Raw genomic sequence first — 19533 nt, 5'->3', positions numbered from 1 at the left:
TGCCTGCCGGGGCCGGTTTCAGAGGTTGGTTTGAGGGTGCCGTAGCGCGCCTACGGCGGCTGCCGTAGGCGCGGGCGCGCGCGGGGAGTTGCGGAACACGCGAAGGAGCGCCGGATGCGGGACCGTCCGCATCCGGCGCTCCTGGCCGGTGAGGGTTGTGCTCGCGCGCGGGTGCGCACGCTGGCCGTCCGACGGCGCGAGACTGGGCGCGACAGGACATTCGCGCCGCCGGACGGAGTCTGGCGGGGCCCCTGGGCGGGGCGGGTGGCGGGACCGCGGCGGCTGCGACGGGACCGGGTCTCCTCCCCTCAGGTCGAAGGAGGAGACACCGGGCCCTTCACCACCGCACTGGCTCGCAGGCCGCCGCGGTCCTCGTCCTGCCCGCGGTACACCGGTCGGCCACCCCTCATCCGGGCCGCCGGTGCCGCGGGCCACGCGTACGGACCCGGCCTCCCCGCCGGGATCCGTACGCGAGCCGGTGTCAGTCCTCGCGCAGGGCGCGGACCGCCTCCTCCACGCGCTTGCCGTACTCGGTGTCGGCGGCGTGGAAGTGGGCCAGGTTCTTCTCGATCACGTCGTCGCGGGAGACCTGCGACAGGCCGCCGGCGATGTTGGCGACCAGACGCTGCTTCTCCTCCTCCGACATCAGGCGGTACAGCTCGCCGGCCTGGAAGAAGTCGTCGTCCTTGGTGTGCTGCGGAGCCGCGTGGGTACCGGTGTGACCGGAGACGGCGAGCGGGGCCGACAGCGGGCGGCCGGTCTCGACCGGGCCGTCGTAGGAGTTGGGCTCGTAGTTCTTGGCGTACCGGCCCTGGGAGTTGGACGCCATGAGACCGTCGCGGCCGTAGTTGGCGGCGCCGCCGGGCACGGCCTTGGGGGCGTTCACCGCGAGCTGGGTGTGGTTGACGCCCAGGCGGTAGCGGTGGGCGTCCGCGTAGGCGAACAGACGGCCCTGGAGCATCTTGTCGGGGGAGGGGCCGATGCCCGGAACGAAGTTGTTCGGGGAGAACGCGGCCTGCTCGACCTCGGCGAAGACGTTGTCCGGGTTGCGGTCCAGCACCAGGCGGCCCACGCGCTTGAGCGGGTAGTCCTTGTGCGGCCACACCTTGGTCAGGTCGAACGGGTTGAAGCGGTAGTCGGCCGCCTCGGCCGCCGGCATGAGCTGGACGTAGAGGGTCCAGGACGGGTGCACCCCGCGCTCGATGGCCTGGAGCAGGTCCGTCTGGTGGGAGTTGGGGTCCTTGCCCGCGATCTCCTGGGCCTGCTCGGTGGACAGGCAGCGGATGCCCTGGTTCGTCTTGAAGTGGTACTTGACGAAGAAGGCCTCGCCCTTGCTGTTCGTCCACTGGTAGGTGTGCGAGCCGTAGCCGTTCATGTGGCGGTACGACGCCGGGATGCCGCGGTCGCCCATCAGCCAGGTCACCTGGTGGGTGGCCTCGGGGGAGTGCGCCCAGAAGTCCCAGACGTTGTCCGGCTCCTGCTTGCCGGTGAACGGGTCGCGCTTCTGCGAGTGGATGAAGTCGGGGAACTTGATCGGGTCCTTGATGAAGAAGACCGGGGTGTTGTTCCCGACCAGGTCGTAGTTGCCTTCCTGGGTGTAGAACTTCACCGCGAAGCCGCGCGGGTCGCGGACCGCGTCGGCGCCGCCGAGGTTGTCGGCCACGGTCGAGAAGCGCACGAAGACCTCGGTGCGCTTGCCCACCGTGTCCAGGAAGTCGGCGTGGGTGTAGTCGGTGACGTCGTCGGTCACCTCGAAGTGGCCGTAGGCGCCGGAGCCACGGGCGTGCACCACGCGCTCCGGGATGCGCTCGCGGTTGAACCGCGCGAGCTTCTCCAGGAGGTGCTGGTCCTGGAGCAGGAGCGGGCCGCCGACGCCGGCGGTGGCGGAGTTCTGGTTGTCGGCGACCGGGGCGCCGGACTCTGTCGTGAGCACGCGCTGCGACATCGTGGACCTTCCGTGCGAGGGGTCAGCGGAAACCTGTTTCCGCTTCGTGGAGCGTAAGTTTGAGCGTTCAGTACGTCAACAGTTTGTTGAATACGGTTCTGCGCCGGTGGAGCCGGCCGGGAGCCGGTTCCGGGTGGCGCCGCCGCCTGGGCGCGACAGGACAGGTGTCAGCGGCGGCGCCACCCGGAGATCTGGGGGTGCCGCGGCGTCAGACCTGGGCGCCGGACAGGCGCTCCACGGCCCGCAGGAGGGCCGAGTGGTCCAGGCCGCCGTCGCCCTGGGCGCGCAGGGAGGCGACCAGCTGGGCGACCACGGCGCCGACCGGCAGGGCGGCGCCGACGTTGCGGGCGGCGTCGGTGACGATGCCCATGTCCTTGTGGTGCAGGTCGATGCGGAAGCCCGGCTTGAAGTCGCGGTTGAGGAAGTTGTCCTTCTTCCGCGTCAGCACGGTGGAGCCGGCCAGGCCGCCGTTGAGGACGTCCAGCGCCGCGGCGAGGTCCACGCCGGACTTCTCCAGGAAGACCACGGCCTCGGCGCACACCTGGATGTTGACGGCGACGATGAGCTGGTTGGCGGCCTTGACCGTCTGGCCGCTGCCGTGCGGACCGCACAGCACGATGGTCTTGCCCAGCGCCTCGAAGACCGGCTTGGCCTCGTCGAAGTCGGCCCGCTCGCCGCCGACCATGATGGACAGCACGGCCTCGATGGCGCCGGCCTCGCCGCCGGACACCGGCGCGTCGAGCACCCGGATGCCCTTGTCCTTGGCGTTCTTCGCCAGGTCGACCGAGGTCTGCGGCGTGATCGAGGACATGTCGATCAGCAGCGCGCCGGACTTCGCGTTCTCCAGGATGCCGTCCGCGCCGTAGGCGATCGCCTCGACCTGCGGGGACGCGGGCACCATCGTGATGACCACGTCGGCGTCGCGCACGGCCTCGGCGATCGAGCCGGCCGCGGTGCCGCCGGCGGCGGCCAGGCGGTCCAGCTTCTCCTTCTCCAGGGTGTAGCCGGTGACCTGGTAGCCCGCCTTGATCAGGTTCTCGGACATGGGGGAGCCCATGATGCCGAGGCCGATCCAGGCGATCTTGGGGAGATTGGTGCTCATGCGGGTGCCTCTCTAACTGCTCTTGGTGTCCGAGGTGTTCAGCGGGCCGCGCGGGCCTCGCGGGGCAGCCAGTCGAAGGCCTCCGCGCTGGGGCGGTCGCCCGGCTTGTACTCCAGGCCGACCCACCCGTCGTAACCGGCCTTCGCCAGCCGGCCCAGGAGGTCCTCCAGCGGCAGCGAGCCCGTGCCCGGCGCTCCGCGGCCCGGGTTGTCGGCGATCTGCACATGGCCGGTCTTCGCGGCGAACCGCTCGATCACCTCGGGCAGGTCCTCACCGTTCATGGACAGGTGGTAAAGGTCCATCAGGAACCGCGCGTTGCCGAGGCCGGTCGCCTCGTTGACCTTGTCGACGATCCCCACCGCGGCCGGCGCCGACACCAGCGGGTACAGCGGCGACTCGGGCTTGTTCAGGGCCTCGATCAGGAGGACGGCGCCGATCCGGTCGGCCGCGCGGGCCGCGAGGACCAGGTTCTCCAGCGCGAGCGCGTCCTGCTCGGCCGGGTCCACGCCCTCGACGCGGTTGCCGTACAGCGCGTTGAGCGCCGTGCAGCCCAGCGACTGGGCGAAATCGGCGGCCACGTCGATGTTGGCGCGGAACCTCTCCGACTCCTCGCCCGGGATCGACAGGGCGCCGCGGTCGGGGCCCGGGAGCTGCCCGGCGTAGAAGTTCAGGCCCGTGAGCCGCACGCCCGCGTCCTCGATCGCCTTCTTCAGGGCGTCGAGCTCGGACTGCTCGGGGGTGGGCGCGTCGATCCAGGGCCACCACAGCTCGACCGCGGTGAAGCCGGCCGCGGCGGCGGCCGCGGGGCGCTCCAGGAGCGGGAGTTCCGTGAAGAGGATCGACAGGTTGACGTTGAAGCGCTGGTCTGCGAATCCCATCGGGGCCGCGCTCCCTTCCGTTGTCGAGTTTCCGTAGTACGGAAGTTTGTTTCTGCGTAATGGAAGATTGCCGGTGGGGTGTCCGCCTTGTCAAGAGGGGTCGGCGGAAACGGTCACCGCGCGTTAGGTTGAGCGGGTGCGATTGAGAGTGGAGTTCACGACCGAGCCCTTCGACCTCGACGAGGCGCCACCGCACGCCGTGGTGGCCCGCGAGGTCGTCGAGGCCGCCGAGCTGGAGGCGGTGGACGTCGGCCCGTTCGGCAACACCGCCGAGGGCCGCGCCGACGCGGTGCTCACCGCCGTGGACGCGCTGCTGCGCAAGACGCTTGAGGCGGGCGCCACCCGGATCTCGCTCCAGGTCAACGTGGTCGGGGAGGGCGAGCGGTGACCGGCCCCGCGGAGGAGCCGTTCATCGCGGCCGTCAAGCCGCTGGTCGACGCGATCGGCGGCGAGATGCTCCCGCCGGACGAGGCCGGCCAGGACGACGTCGTGCTGTCCTGGGAAGGGGCCGACGTCGTCGCCGTACGCCTGCCGCAACTCGCCGACTCCCTGGATCACATCCTGGCCGCGCTGGAGCGCAGACAGGGCAGACCGCTGGCCGAACTGGACCGCAAGGCCAAGCAGGAGGTCGTACGGATGCTGGAGGCGCGCGGCGCCTTCTCGGTGCGGCACGGCGTCGAGACCGTCGCGAGCGCGCTGGGCGTCAGCCGCTTCACCGTCTACAACTATCTCAACCGCGAGAAGGGCACCTGACCGGGGTCCCCGTTCCTCGCCGAAAGCCGCCGTCCCGGCCCCCCGGGGCGGCGGTTTCGCGCATACCGGAGCACCCAGGACGAGCCGCCCAACAGGGCCCGGGACAGGGCCTGATGTACCCCCCGGTGGCCGCTCCTATTTGTTACGCCGAATTTTCAACAAACTGTTGACGTCGTGTTTCGGAGGGCGTTAGCTATCGGCACGCCCGTTCAGCACAAGGCCACGGAGGCTCCCGTGACGTCCACTTCCACGCCGCCGGGCCTGGCCCGATTCAACGCTCTCGATCAGGACACGGCCCTCGCCGCGCTCCTCGAGGCGTGCGCTTCCACGGCGTGGGCCCGGCGGCTGCTCGCCGCCCGCCCCTACGCCGCCACCGAGGACCTCTTCGCCGCCAGCGACGCCGCCATGGCCGAGCTGACGGCCGGGGACCTCGAGGAGGCGATGGCCGGCCACCCGCCGATCGGCCGCCCCAAGCCCGGTGACCCCACGTCGGCCCGGGAACAGCGCGGCATGGCCGGCGCCTCCGACGAGCTCAAGTCGGAGATGCTCGAACTGAACCTGGCCTACCAGGAGAAGTTCGGCCATGTGTTCCTGATCTGCGCCACCGGCCGGACCGGTGAGCAGATGCGGGACGCGCTGAAGGAACGGATCGGCAACGCGCCGGAGCAGGAGCGGGAGATCGTCCGCGCCGAGCTGGGCAAGATCAACCGTATCCGGCTGACCCGACTGGTCGAAGAGGACGCCCCAGTATGAGCACCAGCACCACCGCATCCGTGTCCACGCACATCCTGGACACCAGTGTCGGCCGCCCCGCCGAGGGCGTCGCCATCCGCCTCGCCGCCCGCGCCGGCCGCGACGCGGACTGGCGGGACCTCGGGGGTTCCGCGACCGACGCGGACGGGCGGTGCAAGGACCTCCCGGCCCTGCCGGAAGGCACGACCCACGTACGGCTCGACTTCGCCGTCGAGGCGTACTTCGAGAACAAGCAAGCCGATGCGCAGCAGGACGCCCCCGCGACTCGGGACAGCGGCACGTTCTTCCCAGAGGTAGTCATCACCTTCGCCGTCAAGCCCGGCGAGCACTACCACGTACCGCTGCTGCTCAACCCGTTCGGCTACTCCGTTTACCGAGGGAGCTAGCTAAATGCCCACGATCCTGGGACAGAACCAGTACGGCAAGGCCGAGAACCGAGTCGTCAAGATCACGCGGGACGGCGCCACCCATCACATCAAGGACCTGAACGTCTCCGTCGCCCTGTCCGGCGACATGGACGAGGTCCACTACTCCGGTTCCAACGCCAACGTCCTGCCGACCGACACCACCAAGAACACGGTGTTCGCGTTCGCCAAGGAGTACGGCATCGAGTCGGCCGAGCAGTTCGGCATCCACCTCGCCCGGCACTTCGTCACCTCGCAGGAGCCGATCCACCGCGCCCGGATCCGCATCGAGGAGTACGCCTGGGAGCGGATCGAGACCTCGGACGCCAACTCCAAGTTCATCGGCGCCGACGAGGTCAAGCACTCCTTCGTCCGCAAGGGCCAGGAGACCCGCCTCACCCAGATCACCTTCGACGGTGAGAAGTGGGAGGTCATCTCGGGTCTGAAGGACCTGATCGTGATGAACTCGACCAACTCCGAGTTCTGGGGCTACGTCAAGGACAAGTACACCACCCTCCAGGAGGCGTACGACCGCATCCTGGCCACCCAGGTCTCCGGCCGCTGGCGGTTCAACTGGACCGACGACGAGCAGAAGATGCCCAACTGGGAGAAGTCCTACGAGCAGACCAAGAAGCACATGCTCCAGGCCTTCGCCGAGACCTACTCCCTGTCGCTGCAGCAGACGCTGTACCAGATGGGCTCGCGCATCATCAACAACCGCAGCGAGATCGACGAGGTCCGTTTCTCGCTGCCGAACAAGCACCACTTCCTCGTGGACCTTGAGCCCTTCGGGCTGAAGAACGACAACGAGGTCTACTTCGCCGCCGACCGTCCCTACGGCCTGATCGAGGCCACCATTCTGCGGGACGGCTGTGAGGCCCGTATCCCGGTCGACATGACCAACCTCTGACGCGGGACGCGCGCCCCCGGTCCTGCCACCGGACCGGGGGCGCGCCACACCGGAGGGAACACCATGGCACAGCCTGCAAAGGGGCCGGCAAAAGCCCCCTGTTCCACCCTGCCGGAGCACATCGAGGACGCCGTCACGTCCGTGCATCCGGTGGATGAGAAGCTCCACCCCTCGCGGCTCGTCCCCGCCGCGCTCCAGCACATCGCCGCAATGTACGCAGGCGTTGTCACTCCTCCGCTCATCATCGGCCAGGCATGCGGCCTCGATCTCGCGGCCCGCACCCGGCTGATCGCCGCGAGCCTGCTCATCGCGGGCATCGCGACCCTGATCCAGACCATCGGCGTCAAGGGTGTCGTCGGCAACCGCCTGCCCTTCGTCAACGCGGCCTCCTCCGCGGGCATCGCCCCGATCCTCGCCATCGCCGAGACCAACGACCAGGGCAGCCAACTCCCCGCCATCTACGGCGCCGTCATGGTCGCCGGCGTCTTCTGCCTCGCCATCGGCCCGTTCTTCGGACGGCTGCTGCGCTTCTTCCCGCCCCTGGTCACCGGCGTGGTGATCACGCTCATCGGCGTCACCCTGATGCCGGTACCCGTGGGCTGGGCGCAGGGCGGCGACAAGGCCGCGGCCGACTTCGGCTCCATGGGCAACCTCGCGCTCGCCGGGTTCACCCTGGTCGTCATCCTGCTGATGCAGCGCTTCGGCAAGGGCTTCCTCAAGCAGGTCGCCCTGCTGTTCGGCCTGCTCATCGGCACCCTGGCCGCGATCCCGTTCGGCATGGCCGACTTCAGCGCCATCACCTCCGCGCCGGTCGCCGCGCTGCCCGCGCCCTTCGCCTTCGGCGCGCCCGTCTTCCAGCCCGCGGCGATCCTCTCCCTGTGCATCGTGATGCTGGTGCTGATGACCGAGTCCTCGGCCGGCATGCTCGCCCTGGGCGAGATCTGCGACCGCCGGGCCGACGCCAAGACCATCACCCGGGGGCTGCGCACCGACGGCCTCGCCACCCTGATCGGCCCCGTCTTCGGCGGCTTCCCCACCTCCGCCTTCGCCCAGAACGTCGGCGTGGTCTCGCTGACCCGGGTACGCAGCCGCTACGTGGTCGCCGTCGCCGGCGCCACCCTGCTGATCCTCGGCGCCTTCCCCGTCCTCGGCGCGGTGGTCTCCCTGGTTCCCATGCCGGTCCTCGGCGGCGCGGGCATCGTGCTGTTCGGCTCGATCGCCGTCAGCGGCATCCGCACCCTGTCGGAGGCCGGGCTGGACGACAGCTCCAACATCATCCTGGTGGCCGTGGCGCTCGGCGCCGGCATCATCCCGCTGGCCGCGCCCACGTTCTACGCCGAGTTCCCGGCCTGGGCGCAGACCGTGCTCGGCTCCGGCATCAGCGCCGGTGCGCTCGTCGCCGTCGCACTGAACCTGTTCTTCCATCATCTCGGCACCCGGGGCCGCACGGCTCCGGCACTCAAATCCTCCTAGGGTCCTGCCGTGCCCTCCCCGTGGGTCCTCCCCACCCACGGGCCGCCACTGAAGACAAGGGAAGCAGCATGGCACCATCGGCAGCCCAGCGGGTCGTGATCGAGAACTGCGCGATCGCGACCGTGGACGCGGGCGACACGGAGTACGCCTCGGGGTATCTGGTCCTGGCCGGCGACAGGATCGAGTCCGTCGGCCCGGGCAAGGCCCCCGAGGGCCTGGAGAACGTGGTGCGCCGGATCGACGCGACCGGCCATCTGGCCACGCCCGGTCTCGTCAACACCCACCACCACTTCTACCAGTGGATCACGCGGGGACTGGCCACCGACCACAACCTGTTCGACTGGCTGGTGGCGCTGTACCCGACGTGGGCCCGCATCGACGAGCCGATGGTGTACGCGGCGGCCCAGGGGTCGCTCGCCGTGATGGCCCGCGGCGGTGTCACCACCGCCATGGACCACCACTACGTCTACCCGCGGGGCAGCGGCGACCTGTCCGGCGCGATCATCCGCGCCGCCCGCGAGACGGGCGTCCGCTTCACCCTGGCCCGCGGCTCCATGGACCGGGGAGAGTCGGACGGCGGTCTGCCGCCGGACTTCGCCGTGGAGAGCCTGGAGGACGCGCTCGCCGGCACCGAGGCCACCGTCGAGGAGCACCACGACGCCTCCTTCGACGCCATGACCCAGGTCGCCGTCGCGCCCTGCTCGCCCTTCTCCGTCTCCACCGAACTGCTCCGCCAGGGCGCCGAACTGGCCCGCCGGCTGGGCGTACGCCTGCACACCCACGGCTCGGAGACCGTGGAGGAGGAGAAGTTCTGCCACGAGCTGTTCGGCATGGGCCCGACGGACTACTTCGAGTCCACCGGCTGGCTGGGCGAGGACGTGTGGATGGCGCACTGCGTCCACATGAACGACTCCGACATCGCCGCCTTCGCCCGCACCAAGACCGGCGTCGCCCACTGCCCGTCCTCCAACGCGCGGCTGGCGGCGGGCATAGCGCGCGTGCCCGACATGCTCGCCGCCGGGGTCCCGGTCGGCCTCGGCGTCGACGGCACCGCCTCCAACGAGTCCGGTGAACTCCACACCGAACTGCGCAACGCCCTGCTGATCAACCGCCTCGGAGCCCACCGCGAGGCCGCGCTCAACGCCCGTCAGGCGCTGCGTCTGGGCACCTACGGCGGCGCCCAGGTCCTGGGCCGGGCCGACCAGATCGGCTCCCTGGAGGCGGGCAAGCTCGCCGACCTGGTGCTGTGGAGGATGGACACGCTCGCCCACGCCTCCATGGCCGACCCGGTCACCGCGCTGGTCTTCGGCGCCGCCGCCCCGGTCACGGCCTCCTTCGTGAACGGGCGCCAGATCGTCGAGGACGGCAGGCTGCTCACCGTCGACGAGGACGCCATCGCCCGCTCCACGCGCGACGAGGCGCGGCGCCTGGCGCGCGTCGCGGCACAGGGCTGAACCCGTACCGAGGTACGGCACTTGGTCTCCGGCCGGGAGGGACGGCTCCCGGCCGGCAGCCGTGGACCCGAGCGGGGTCCGCGGCGGCCGTCTCCGGGGCGCGCGTGGACGCGCGCGCCCCGGCGCGGTTCCCCGTTCTCCCGAACGGCCCCGTCCCGGTCCCTCCCCACACCTCGGCTCCGCTCGTCGAGCGCGGAGGAACCCCCCATGACCACCCGCACCACCTCCATGACACCCACGTCGACGGAGACGTGTAACCGACCGGAGGAGAGCCGCCGTGGCCGACCACCCAGTTGACGAGAAACTCCCACCAGTGAAGATGGCGACCACGGGCCTGCAGCACGTGGCCGCCATGTACGCGGGAGTCGTCGCCCCACCCCTGATCGTCGGCGCGGCCGTGGGCCTCTCCGGCGTCGAACTGACGTTCCTCACCGGTGCGTGCCTGTTCACCGCGGGCCTCGCCACCCTGTTGCAGACCCTCGGCATCTGGAAGATCGGCGCCCGGCTGCCCTTCGTCAACGGCGTCACCTTCGCCGGTGTCGCCCCCATGACCGCGATCGTCGTCGCCACCGAGGACAAGTCCGACGCGCTGCCGATCATCTTCGGCGCGGTCATCGTCGCCGGCCTCCTCGGCTTCCTCGCCGCTCCCTTCTTCAGCAAGGCGATCCGTTTCTTCCCGCCGGTCGTCACCGGCACCGTCATCACCCTGATCGGCGTCTCGCTGCTGCCCGTCGCCTTCGGCTGGGCCCAGGGCTCCAGCCCCGCGGCGGACGACTTCGGCTCGGCCACCAACCTGGGCCTGGCGGCCATCACCCTGGTCATCGTCCTGCTCCTGCGCCGCTTCACCCGCGGCTTCGTCAAGCAGATCGCCGTCCTGCTGGGCCTGGTGGCGGGCACGCTCGTCGCGATCCCCTTCGGGGTCACCGACTTCGGCCCCGTCGCCGACGCCGACATCGTCGGCTTCCCCACCCCGTTCCACTTCGGCGCGCCCCAGTTCCAGCTCGCCGCGATCGTGTCCATGTGCGTCGTCATGGTCGTCTCGATGACCGAGTCCACCGCCGACATGCTGGCCCTCGGGGAGATCGTCGAACGCCCGGCCGACGAGAAGACCATCGCCGCCGGCCTGCGCGCCGACACCCTCGGCTCGGCGCTCAGCCCGCTCTTCAACGGCTTCATGTGCAGCGCCTTCGCGCAGAACATCGGGCTGGTGGCGATGACCCGCATCCGCAGCAGGTTCGTCGTCGCGGCCGGCGGCGGCTTCCTGATCCTGATGGGCCTGTGCCCGATCGCCGCCTCGCTCATCGCCGTCGTACCGCGCCCGGTGCTCGGCGGCGCGGGCGTGGTCCTGTTCGGCTCGGTCGCGGCCAGCGGCATCCAGACCCTGGTGCGGGCCGGCCTGGACAAGGACAACAACGTCCTGATCGTGGCGGTCTCCCTGGCCGTCGGCATCATCCCGATCACCGCGCCGGAGTTCTACCACTCCTTCCCGGAGACCGCGAAGATCATCCTGGACTCGGGCATATCGACCGGCTGCGTGGCCGCCGTGCTGCTCAACCTGGTCTTCAACCACCTGGGCAAGGGACGGGACGCGCAGGACGTGACCCATCCGATGGAGGCGGGGGAGGAGATCAAGGGGGCACGGCCGGCGTCCGCGCACTGAGCCGCACCGAGGAGGCCGGGTCAGCGCCCGGCCTCCTCGCCTCGGCCACCGCCTCCCGGCAACGGGCGCCGATTCCTCGGCGAGCACCGCGGCTGGTCGGGATGGCCGGATACCGGTGCGACGGCCTCGTCGGGGCGGGCGACGGCGTCCGCGCAGCGGCCCCGGGCGCACAGCCGTCGGGCCCGCCGCGGATGGACGGGCCACAGCGGCACGCCGCTCTCCGGACCGGAGGCCACCGCTGCCTCCCGCGCCAGGTCCAAACGCTCCTCCGCCTCCGCGGAACGGTCTTGCCGGATCACGTGGCCGGCGAGCCCGGGACGGAGTCCGACGGCCACGGACCCGGCGTCGCGGCGTGAGGGCGGCAGCGTGTCGAGCACCGTTCCCCTCGCAGCGCCCGGCGCCGCCCGCACAGAGCGGCGAGAAGGCGGTCACCGCCGGGAATCTCGTCCTCCCCGCTCCTCCCCGCTCAGATACGTCTCCAGCAGTGCGCCGAGCACGTCGACGGCGGACCGATGGGCCCCTGGCGGACGAGCAGGTCCACCAGGCACAGGCTCAGGTCCCGGTAGGGCGGCCGCGCTGGGCCCCCTCCCGCTTCAGACGCCTCAGCGCCGACCGGTGCGGCCGCTCGGCCCCCGCGAGCGGGTTCGCGTGGTCGAGGGCGTGACCGACCTGGTGCAGCGGGTCCATGACGTACTCGGCCGTCTCCCGCCTGTTCCGCCTAGCGCGCCCCGTGCCACGGCGTCCCACGGGGCGCCGTCGCGGCCCGCGCCCCGCGCGACGGCGCCCCGTGGCCCGTCGTCGCGGACGGCGAAGGAACGCACGCCGGCGAAGCGGACCATTTGCTCGCGGCGTTCGCCGCCCGCCAGGCGCGCCGCGCGTTTGCTGCCGCGCCTTCGGCTGATCCGTTCCCGTCCGCTGACCGGTGCGAACGCCGTGCACATCCTGGTGGCCGCCACGATGTACGGCCTCCCGTTCATCGGCGCGCTCCGGACACCGGCGCCGGTGACCGCGGGCGCCGGCATACGGGGGAGCGCCTCGGCGGCAGGACACCTGTCGCGCTCTTACATGGCACCGCATGGCGCCACCTGGTGCCATTCGGTGCCATTTCCTGCTCTCGGCGGCGCGTAGAGGTGTGTGGTGCCACCCTGCCGCAGAGAACTTCTTTGGTGTTTTCGCAGGTCAAGGCGGCCTTCTTTAGGCCCACTCCCCGCGTAGCGCCATCCGGCCTTGCCTGTGATGCCACTGTGGTGCCATTATGGCGTCATGGATCTCACGCCGTACGTCGACACCCTCCGCCGTGAACTCGCGGTGGCCGCAGAGGCAGGCGGGGACGAAGCCCGCGAGCTGGCCGAGCGGCTCACCGCTCCCCTGGAGTCGGCGGCCCGGCTGACCATGCTCCACGTGCTCTCCGCCGCGATGGACGAGATCACCCGTGAGCTCGCCCCCGGCTCGGTCGACGTACGGCTGCGCGGGCTCGACCCCGACTTCGTGGTGACACCCCCGCCCGCCGACGGCGGCGCCCCCGCGGAACCGGCCGCGCCCGTCGAACCGGCCCCGGCCCCGGCCGACGGTGACGAGGGCGGCACCGCCCGCGTCAACCTGCGACTGCCGGCCCACCTCAAGGCCCGCGCCGAGGAGGCGGCGAGCCGCGAGGGCCTGTCGGTCAACGCGTGGCTGGTGCGCGCCGTCTCGGTCGCGGTCGACGGCGGCACCCGGCCGCGTACGCAGGAGAAGACCCGCGCCCTCGGACAGGGCTTCACGGGCTGGGTGCGCTGACCGCGCCCGCCCGCACCACTTCACCCACACCGCGTCCCACCGGCGGGGACGACCCGAAGACTCATGAGGACGGGACAGCCATGCCTTCTTTCGACACCCCCGCACCGATCTCGGCCACGGCGCACGTGGAGGCCGGTTCCATCCAGTTCACCGCGACCGACCGCCCCGACACCGTCGTGGAGGTGCGGCCCCGCAACCCGGAGAAGGACGTGGACGTACGGGCGGCCGCCCAGACCGAGGTCACCTGCGTCGGCGGCGCCCTGACCGTCAGGACGCCCAAAGGCGGCCTGCTCGGCCTCGGCCGTACCGGCACCGTCGACGTGACGGTCGAGCTGCCCACGGGTTCGCGCGTCGACGTCAGCGGCGCCTGGGCCCACGTGCTCGGCGAGGGGAGGCTCGGCGAGGTCCGCGTGAAGACATCGACCGGCGACGTCCGTTTCGACGAGACCGGCCCGCTGCGCCTGAAGGCGTCGCACGGTTCGATCGCGGTGGACCGCGTCGAGGGCGCGGCGGAGATCACCACCAGCTCCGGCGGTCTGCGCGTCGGCTTCGTCGACGGCCCCGCCGTCCTGAAGAACTCGCACGGCGCGACGACCGTCGGCGCCGTGACCGGAGAGCTGCGGGTGAACGGCGCCCACGGCGACATCGACATCGCGCGCGCCGGGGACTCCGTCACCGCCACCACCGCCCACGGCGCCCTGCGCGTGGGTGAAGTGATCCGCGGCACCGTCCAGTTGGAGACCGCCTACGGCACCATCGAGGTCGGCGTCCGCGCGGGCACCGCCGCCTGGCTCGATGTCCACGCCGGCTCCGGACAGGTACGCAACACGCTCGCCGCCTCCGAGGCCCCGCGGGAGACCGAGGACATCGTCAAGATCCGCGCTCGCACCCGGTACGGCAACGTCGACGTCCGTCGCGCCAGGGCCTGAGCGCCGCACGCGTCCGCGAAGCCGCCTCCACCCCAGTCGCTCCGCCCATTCGAACGGGAGGGCTCCATGCCTTCGTCTGTCATGCCCATGTCCACGCCGGATGGCGGTAGCCCGTCGCCGGCCGCCGTCTCCGCCGTCGGCCTGCGCAAGTCGTACGGCGACAAGACCGTTCTCGACGGCATCGATCTGCACATCCCGGCCGGGTCCGTGTTCGCGCTGCTCGGCCCGAACGGCGCCGGCAAGACCACCGCCGTCAAGATCCTTTCCACCCTCGTCACCGCCGACGCCGGCGACATCCGCATCGGCGGCCACGACCTGGCCGCCGACCCGCGGGCGGTGCGTGCCGCGATCGGGGTCACCGGGCAGTTCTCCGCCGTCGACGGACTGATCACCGGCGAGGAGAACATGCTCCTCATGGCGGACCTGCGCCACCTGTCCAAGCGCGAGGGACGGCGGGTGGCCGCCGAACTGCTGGAGCGCTTCGACCTGACCGGGGCCGCGAAGAAGCCCGCCTCCACCTACTCCGGCGGCATGAAGCGCCGCCTGGACATCGCCATGACCCTGGTCGGCGACCCGCACATCATCTTCCTCGACGAGCCGACCACCGGCCTCGACCCCCGCTCTCGCCACACCATGTGGGGCATCGTCCGCGAGCTCGTCACCGGCGGGGTGACCGTCTTCCTCACCACCCAGTACCTGGAGGAGGCCGACCAGCTCGCCGACCGCATCGCCGTCCTCAACGACGGAAAGATCGCCGCCGAGGGCACCGCCGACGCACTCAAGCGCCTCATCCCCGGCGGACACGTCCGGCTCCGCTTCACCCGCCCGGCCGCCTACCGGGCCGCCGCCTCCGCCCTGCGTGAGGCCACCCGGGACGACGACGCGCTGACCCTCCAGATCCCCTCCGACGGCAGCCAGCGCGAGCTGCGCTCCCTACTCGACTGGCTGGACTCCGCCGGCGTCGAGGCGGACCAACTGACCGTGCACACCCCCGACCTCGACGACGTCTTCTTCGCCCTCACCCAGCCCAAGGAGGCCCTGCGATGAGCAGCCCCACCTTCGCCCTGCGCGACTCGGCCACGATGCTGCGCCGCAACCTCCTGCACGCCCGGCGCTACCCGTCCCTGACGCTGAACCTGCTGCTCACGCCGGTCATGCTGTTGCTGCTGTTCGTCTACGTCTTCGGCGACGTGATGAGCGCGGGCATCGGGGAGGGCGGCGCGGACCGCTCCGACTACATCGCCTACCTCGTCCCCGGCCTGCTGCTGATGACCATCGGCTCCACCACGATCGGCACCGCTGTGTCCGTCTCCATGGACATGACCGAGGGCATCGTCGCCCGCTTCCGCACCATGGCCATCCACCGCGGCTCGGTCCTCGTCGGGCACGTCGTCGGCAGCGTGGCGCAGTGCCTGATGAGCGTGGTCCTCGTCGGCGCCGTCGGGGCGGCCATCGGTTTCCGTTCCGTCGGCGCCACCGCCCTGGAGTGGCTCGCGGCCTTCGGGCTCCTGGTCCTGTTCACCCTGGCGCTCACCTGGATCGCCGTCGGGATGGGCCTGGTCGGTCCGAACCCCGAGGCGGCCAGCAACAACGCCGTGCCACTGATCTTCCTCCCGCTCATCTCCAGCGCCTTCGTCCCGGTGGACTCCATGCCCGGCTGGTTCCAGCCGATCGCCGAGTACCAGCCCTTCACCCCCGCCATCGAGACCCTGCGCGGCCTGCTGCTCGGCACCGGGATCGGCCACAACGGCTGGCTGGCCGTGGTCTGGTGCCTCGGGCTGGCCATGCTCGGCTACTTCTGGTCCACGTCGCTGTTCAACCGCGACCCGAAGTAGCGGCGGCAGGACCCGCCGGTCATCCGACAGCCCTGGCTCGCGGCTCGCCCACTCCGGGGTGAACGCGCCCGTCACACCTTGCGCGGGGACGCCAGCAGGTAACGGGCCCTGGTGCGCGGCTCCGTGTGCTCACCGACCTGCCATCCCGCCCGCTCCAAGGTGACCGCGCAGGCCCGCAGGGCCGCTCCGTCGGGCTCGTGCACGGCCACGGCCTCCGGCTGCGGGGTCGCGCGGACCCGGTAGCCGGCGCCGTCCGGTCCGGCCGGGCGATGGCCGCCTGCCTCCAGGGCGAGGGCGGCGGCCCGCACCAGATGCGATCGCTCCCAGCCGCACGGCCGGTCCGTCGCCCCGTCGGCGTTGGTCATCCGGCGCAGCTCCAGCAGCCCCTCCCAGGCGCCGCGCACCTCACGCGCCCGGGCCGGGCCGGTGTCCGGCGGCTCCTCCTCACCGCCGGCCCGCGCGGTGAAGACTCCGGTGGCGGGCGGTGCGGGGGCGGGCTCGGGCGGTCCCTCCGCCCCGGCTTCCCGTACGCGATGCCCGGCCGGCGTCAGGAAGTGGTCGTGCGGCGGCCGGGGGTGCCGGAAGGCCAGACCCCGCCGCACCAGCGCCGCGAGCTGCGCCGGCGTCCCCCTCAGCCGCCCGGTGACCGGATCGGCGGCCTCGATGACCCGCCGCTGGGCGGCTGTCGGCGGTCGTGTCACGGCGTACTCCCTCCCCGCTGAACGGCCCCGGCGCCCGGACCCGTTCGCTTCGCAGGCTACGCCGGGGGTCTGACATTCCATCCCGAGATCACCGGCCGCCCGTGCTCCGTGCCCAGCCGGCACAGTGTGCCCGTCGCGAGCTGGAACAGGGCTCCGGCCGACGGCGGCAGCCCGAGCCAGCGGGCGGTGAGCACCCGCAGGAAGTGGCCGTGCGCCACGAGCACCACACAGCCCTCGGTGTTGGTGAGCGCGGCGTCCGCCTTGGCCAGCATCCGGTCGGCCCGCTCCCCGACCTGCTCCGGGGTCTCCCCGGGGTGGTCCGGCGGTCCGGGCGCGACCCCGTCGGTGAACAGGAACCAGTCCGGCCGGGTCCGCTGGATCTCGACGGTGGTGACGCCCTCGTACCCGCCGTAGTCCCACTCCCGCAGATCGGCGTCGACCCGTACCGCGTCCAGCCCGATCAGCTCGGCCGTCTCCCGCGCCCGCTGGAGCGGGCTGACGAACGCCGCCCCGATGCGGTGCGAGCGCACCAGCGGCACCAGCCGCCGCGCCTCCTCGCGGCCGTGCTCGGTCAGCGGAACGTCCGTCCACCCGGTGTGCCGCCCGGACCGCGACCATTCGGTCTCGCCGTGCCGGACGAGGAAAAGATCACCCATGCCGCACAGGCTAGTGCCGCGGCACCGGAGGCCCGGCGCTCCGCCCGCGCCACCCATACGTGTCCGGGTCCCGGTCCGCCTCGGCGTCCGGCCCCGTCGGCCCGGATGAGGGCCGCCGTCGCCGGGACGGGGGGTGGCTCAGTGGACGATGGACACGATCCGGCACGCGGCGCCGGCGAGCCGGCGGTCCCCCTCGACGCGGGCGCGCGCGAGGGCGGTGGCGGGATCGATGTCGCGCGTGCACAGCCGCCAGGCGGTCTCCGCGTCCAGCGCCACGGACGCGGCCGGCCGGCCGCCGGGCGGTTCGGCCAGCGACCAGCGGCCGGTGGCGGCGGTCGCGGTCCAGCTGCCGCCGGCCGGCCCCTGGACGGTCACTCGGATCCGGGTTCCGGCGGGTGCCGCCGTATGCCGCAGGGTATGGGGCAGGGCCCGCATGAAGGTGTCCAGGACCAGGGAGAGGACGGACGGTTCCGGGTCGGTTCCGAGACCGGCGGCGTGGCGGATCTGCTGCCGGTGTGTCCAGTACTCGGTGCACTCCCGGGCGGTGTCCAGCCATCCGGGCGCCGGGTCGGCTCCCGCCCAGGACACGCCGAGTGCGGGCGCGTGCGGGTCGGCGCGGGCGAATCGGGCGGCCAGCCGGGCCCCGGCCGCCTCCAGGGCGCCGATGAGCGCGGCGGGGCTGTCCGAGGCGCGCAGGTCGACCCACTCCTGGTTGGTGCGGTGGATGAACGCCTCCAGCGTCTCACCGGGCGCGAAGACACGCCGGTATCCGCCCGGGGCGTCACCGAGACGGCCGTGGTAGTCGCCGAGGATGTGGGCGGCGACGTCGCGCACGCTCCAGCGCCCGGCCGCCGTCCTGTTCCAGTCGGTGGGCCGCAGGGCGCGCAGGGTGCCGAGCAGTGCCCGAAGTTCCGGGCCGAACAACGGGCGGGCGTCGACCGGGTCGCCCAGCCAGGACATGTCGGGCAGGCCGTGGGGCGCGGGGCTCATGGTCACAGCGTGCCCGCCGGGCGCCCCGCCGCGCCACGGAATACTCCGCGGTGGTCCGCCGCGGGCCGCGGCGCGCGGGGCGGCTACTGCCGGTATCCGCCGAGGAACCGCCCGATCCGCCCGATCGCCGCCTCCAGGTCGTCCGCGTGGGGCAGCGTCAGGATGCGGAAGTGGTCCGGGGAGGGCCAGTTGAAGCCCGTGCCCTGGACGACCTGGATCTTCTCCCGCAGCAGCAGGTCCAGGACGAACTTCTCGTCGTCGTGGATCTCGTACACCGTGGGGTCGAGGCGCGGGAAGGCGTACAGGGCGCCCTTCGGCTTCACGCACGACACGCCCGGGATCTCGTTGAGCCGCTCCCAGGCCACGTCGCGCTGCTCGCGCAGCCGGCCGCCCGGCGCGGTCAGCTCGCGGATGGACTGGCGGCCCCCAAGCGCGGCCTGGATGGCGTACTGGGCGGGCGCGTTGGCGCACAGGCGCATGGAGGCCAGCATGGTCAGGCCCTCCAGATAGTCCTTCGCGTGCTGCTTGGGGCCGGTGACGACCAGCCAGCCGGAGCGGAAACCCGCCACCCGGTACGTCTTCGACAGGCCGCAGAAGGTGAGGACCACCAGATCGGGGGCGAGGGCGGCGGCCGAGTGGTGGACGGCGTCGTCGTAGAGGATCTGGTCGTAGATCTCGTCGGCGAAGACCATCAGGCCGTGGCGGCGGGCGAGGTCGAGGATGCCCTCGACGATCTCCTTGGGGTAGACCGCGCCGGTCGGGTTGTTCGGGTTGATGATCACGACCGCCTTGGTGCGGTCGGTGATCTTCGACTCCATGTCGGCGAGGTCCGGGTTCCACTCGGCCTGCTCGTCGCACAGGTAGTGGACCGCCTTGCCGCCCGCGAGGGTCGTCACCGCCGTCCACAGGGGGAAGTCGGGGGCGGGGATCAGGATCTCGTCTCCGTCCTCGACCAGGGCCTGTACGGCCATGGTGACCAGCTCCGAGACGCCGTTGCCGAGGAAGACGTCGTCGACGTCGACCTCCAGGCCGAGCGTCTGGTAGCGCTGGGCGACGGCCCGGCGGGCGGAGAGGACGCCGCGCGAGTCGGTGTAGCCGTGGGCCCGCGGCAGCATGCGGATCATGTCCTGGAGGATCTCCTCCGGCGCCTCGAAGCCGAAGGCGGCCGGATTGCCGGTGTTGAGGCGCAGGACGCTGTGGCCCGCCTCCTCCAGCGCGTTGGCGTGCTCTATCACCGGGCCGCGGATCTCGTAGCAGACCTCGCTGAGCTTGTTCGACTGCCGGAACTCCATGAGCGGCTTTCCCTCCGGTATC

At 71.7% G+C, this 19533-nt stretch carries 19 protein-coding genes; 12 read left to right on the top strand and 7 right to left on the bottom strand.

What is annotated here, in order from left to right; translation table 11 throughout:
- Positions 1-481: 481 nt before the first annotated feature.
- The 3 genes from AB0L74_RS30360 to AB0L74_RS30350 all read right to left on the bottom strand — a co-directional run bounded on the left by AB0L74_RS30360 (position 482) and on the right by AB0L74_RS30350 (position 3925).
- Positions 482-1945: a catalase gene (locus AB0L74_RS30360; protein ID WP_365659373.1), complete on the bottom strand. Its 1464-nt coding sequence runs from the start codon at positions 1943-1945 to the stop codon at positions 482-484.
- Positions 1946-2153: 208 nt separating this feature from the next.
- Positions 2154-3047, bottom strand: a complete 894-nt coding sequence (locus AB0L74_RS30355) for a 2-hydroxy-3-oxopropionate reductase (RefSeq protein ID WP_365659371.1) — start codon at positions 3045-3047, stop codon at positions 2154-2156.
- Between the two features lie 38 nt (positions 3048-3085).
- Positions 3086-3925 (bottom strand): TIM barrel protein, encoded by an 840-nt coding sequence (locus AB0L74_RS30350; RefSeq protein ID WP_365659368.1) that lies wholly within the window; start codon positions 3923-3925, stop codon positions 3086-3088.
- 136 nt (positions 3926-4061) lie between these two features.
- Here AB0L74_RS30350 and AB0L74_RS30345 point away from each other — a divergent pair, with 136 nt between their 5' ends.
- The 12 genes from AB0L74_RS30345 (at position 4062) to AB0L74_RS30290 (ending at position 15872) form a co-directional block, all read left to right on the top strand.
- A complete protein-coding gene (locus tag AB0L74_RS30345) occupies positions 4062-4313 on the top strand; it encodes a hypothetical protein (protein ID WP_164393097.1) in 252 nt (83 codons plus the stop codon).
- On the top strand, positions 4310-4678 hold the full coding sequence (locus AB0L74_RS30340) for a helix-turn-helix domain-containing protein (protein WP_365659364.1): 369 nt from the start codon (positions 4310-4312) through the stop codon (positions 4676-4678). The genes AB0L74_RS30345 and AB0L74_RS30340 overlap by 4 nt, the downstream gene beginning before the upstream one ends.
- A gap of 234 nt (positions 4679-4912) precedes the next feature.
- A complete protein-coding gene (uraD, locus tag AB0L74_RS30335) occupies positions 4913-5431 on the top strand; it encodes a 2-oxo-4-hydroxy-4-carboxy-5-ureidoimidazoline decarboxylase (protein ID WP_365659361.1) in 519 nt (172 codons plus the stop codon).
- Positions 5428-5817, top strand: a complete 390-nt coding sequence (gene uraH / locus AB0L74_RS30330; protein WP_365659358.1) for a hydroxyisourate hydrolase — start codon at positions 5428-5430, stop codon at positions 5815-5817. The genes uraD and uraH overlap by 4 nt, the downstream gene beginning before the upstream one ends.
- Before the next feature lie 4 nt (positions 5818-5821).
- On the top strand, positions 5822-6745 hold the full coding sequence (gene pucL / locus AB0L74_RS30325; protein ID WP_365659355.1) for a factor-independent urate hydroxylase: 924 nt from the start codon (positions 5822-5824) through the stop codon (positions 6743-6745).
- A gap of 63 nt (positions 6746-6808) precedes the next feature.
- Complete coding sequence (locus AB0L74_RS30320) at positions 6809-8218, top strand: nucleobase:cation symporter-2 family protein (protein WP_365659352.1); 1410 nt, start codon at positions 6809-6811, stop codon at positions 8216-8218.
- Between the two features lie 68 nt (positions 8219-8286).
- A complete protein-coding gene (locus AB0L74_RS30315; RefSeq protein WP_365659350.1) occupies positions 8287-9672 on the top strand; it encodes an 8-oxoguanine deaminase in 1386 nt (461 codons plus the stop codon).
- A gap of 277 nt (positions 9673-9949) precedes the next feature.
- The gene (locus tag AB0L74_RS30310) at positions 9950-11332 is read left to right on the top strand and encodes a nucleobase:cation symporter-2 family protein (protein WP_365659347.1); all 1383 of its coding nucleotides are present in this window, start codon (positions 9950-9952) and stop codon (positions 11330-11332) included.
- Between the two features lie 1263 nt (positions 11333-12595).
- Complete coding sequence (locus tag AB0L74_RS30305) at positions 12596-13108, top strand: hypothetical protein (protein WP_365659344.1); 513 nt, start codon at positions 12596-12598, stop codon at positions 13106-13108.
- A gap of 80 nt (positions 13109-13188) precedes the next feature.
- Positions 13189-14037 (top strand): DUF4097 family beta strand repeat-containing protein, encoded by an 849-nt coding sequence (locus AB0L74_RS30300; protein ID WP_365659341.1) that lies wholly within the window; start codon positions 13189-13191, stop codon positions 14035-14037.
- A 66-nt stretch (positions 14038-14103) separates the two neighbouring features.
- Positions 14104-15084: an ATP-binding cassette domain-containing protein gene (locus AB0L74_RS30295; RefSeq protein ID WP_365659338.1), complete on the top strand. Its 981-nt coding sequence runs from the start codon at positions 14104-14106 to the stop codon at positions 15082-15084.
- Positions 15081-15872, top strand: coding sequence for an ABC transporter permease (locus AB0L74_RS30290; RefSeq protein ID WP_365659335.1), 792 nt, complete (start codon positions 15081-15083; stop codon positions 15870-15872). Before AB0L74_RS30295 ends, AB0L74_RS30290 begins: the two co-directional genes overlap by 4 nt.
- A 71-nt stretch (positions 15873-15943) precedes the next feature.
- Here the strand turns inward: AB0L74_RS30290 and AB0L74_RS30285 are convergent, their stop codons facing one another.
- The 4 genes from AB0L74_RS30285 to AB0L74_RS30270 all read right to left on the bottom strand — a co-directional run bounded on the left by AB0L74_RS30285 (position 15944) and on the right by AB0L74_RS30270 (position 19511).
- Positions 15944-16573, bottom strand: a complete 630-nt coding sequence (locus AB0L74_RS30285; protein ID WP_365659332.1) for a hypothetical protein — start codon at positions 16571-16573, stop codon at positions 15944-15946.
- Positions 16574-16629: 56 nt separating this feature from the next.
- On the bottom strand, positions 16630-17229 hold the full coding sequence (locus AB0L74_RS30280; RefSeq protein WP_365659329.1) for a histidine phosphatase family protein: 600 nt from the start codon (positions 17227-17229) through the stop codon (positions 16630-16632).
- Between the two features lie 138 nt (positions 17230-17367).
- Positions 17368-18219: a maleylpyruvate isomerase family mycothiol-dependent enzyme gene (locus AB0L74_RS30275; RefSeq protein ID WP_365659326.1), complete on the bottom strand. Its 852-nt coding sequence runs from the start codon at positions 18217-18219 to the stop codon at positions 17368-17370.
- 83 nt (positions 18220-18302) lie between these two features.
- A complete protein-coding gene (locus AB0L74_RS30270) occupies positions 18303-19511 on the bottom strand; it encodes a pyridoxal phosphate-dependent aminotransferase (RefSeq protein WP_365659323.1) in 1209 nt (402 codons plus the stop codon).
- Positions 19512-19533: the final 22 nt, after the last annotated feature.

This window comes from Streptomyces sp. NPDC052020 (assembly GCF_040680575.1).
Taxonomy (GTDB): domain Bacteria; phylum Actinomycetota; class Actinomycetes; order Streptomycetales; family Streptomycetaceae; genus Streptomyces.
Note: the sequence above shows the minus strand (reverse complement) of the source record. Positions and strands in the feature narration are given on the sequence as shown.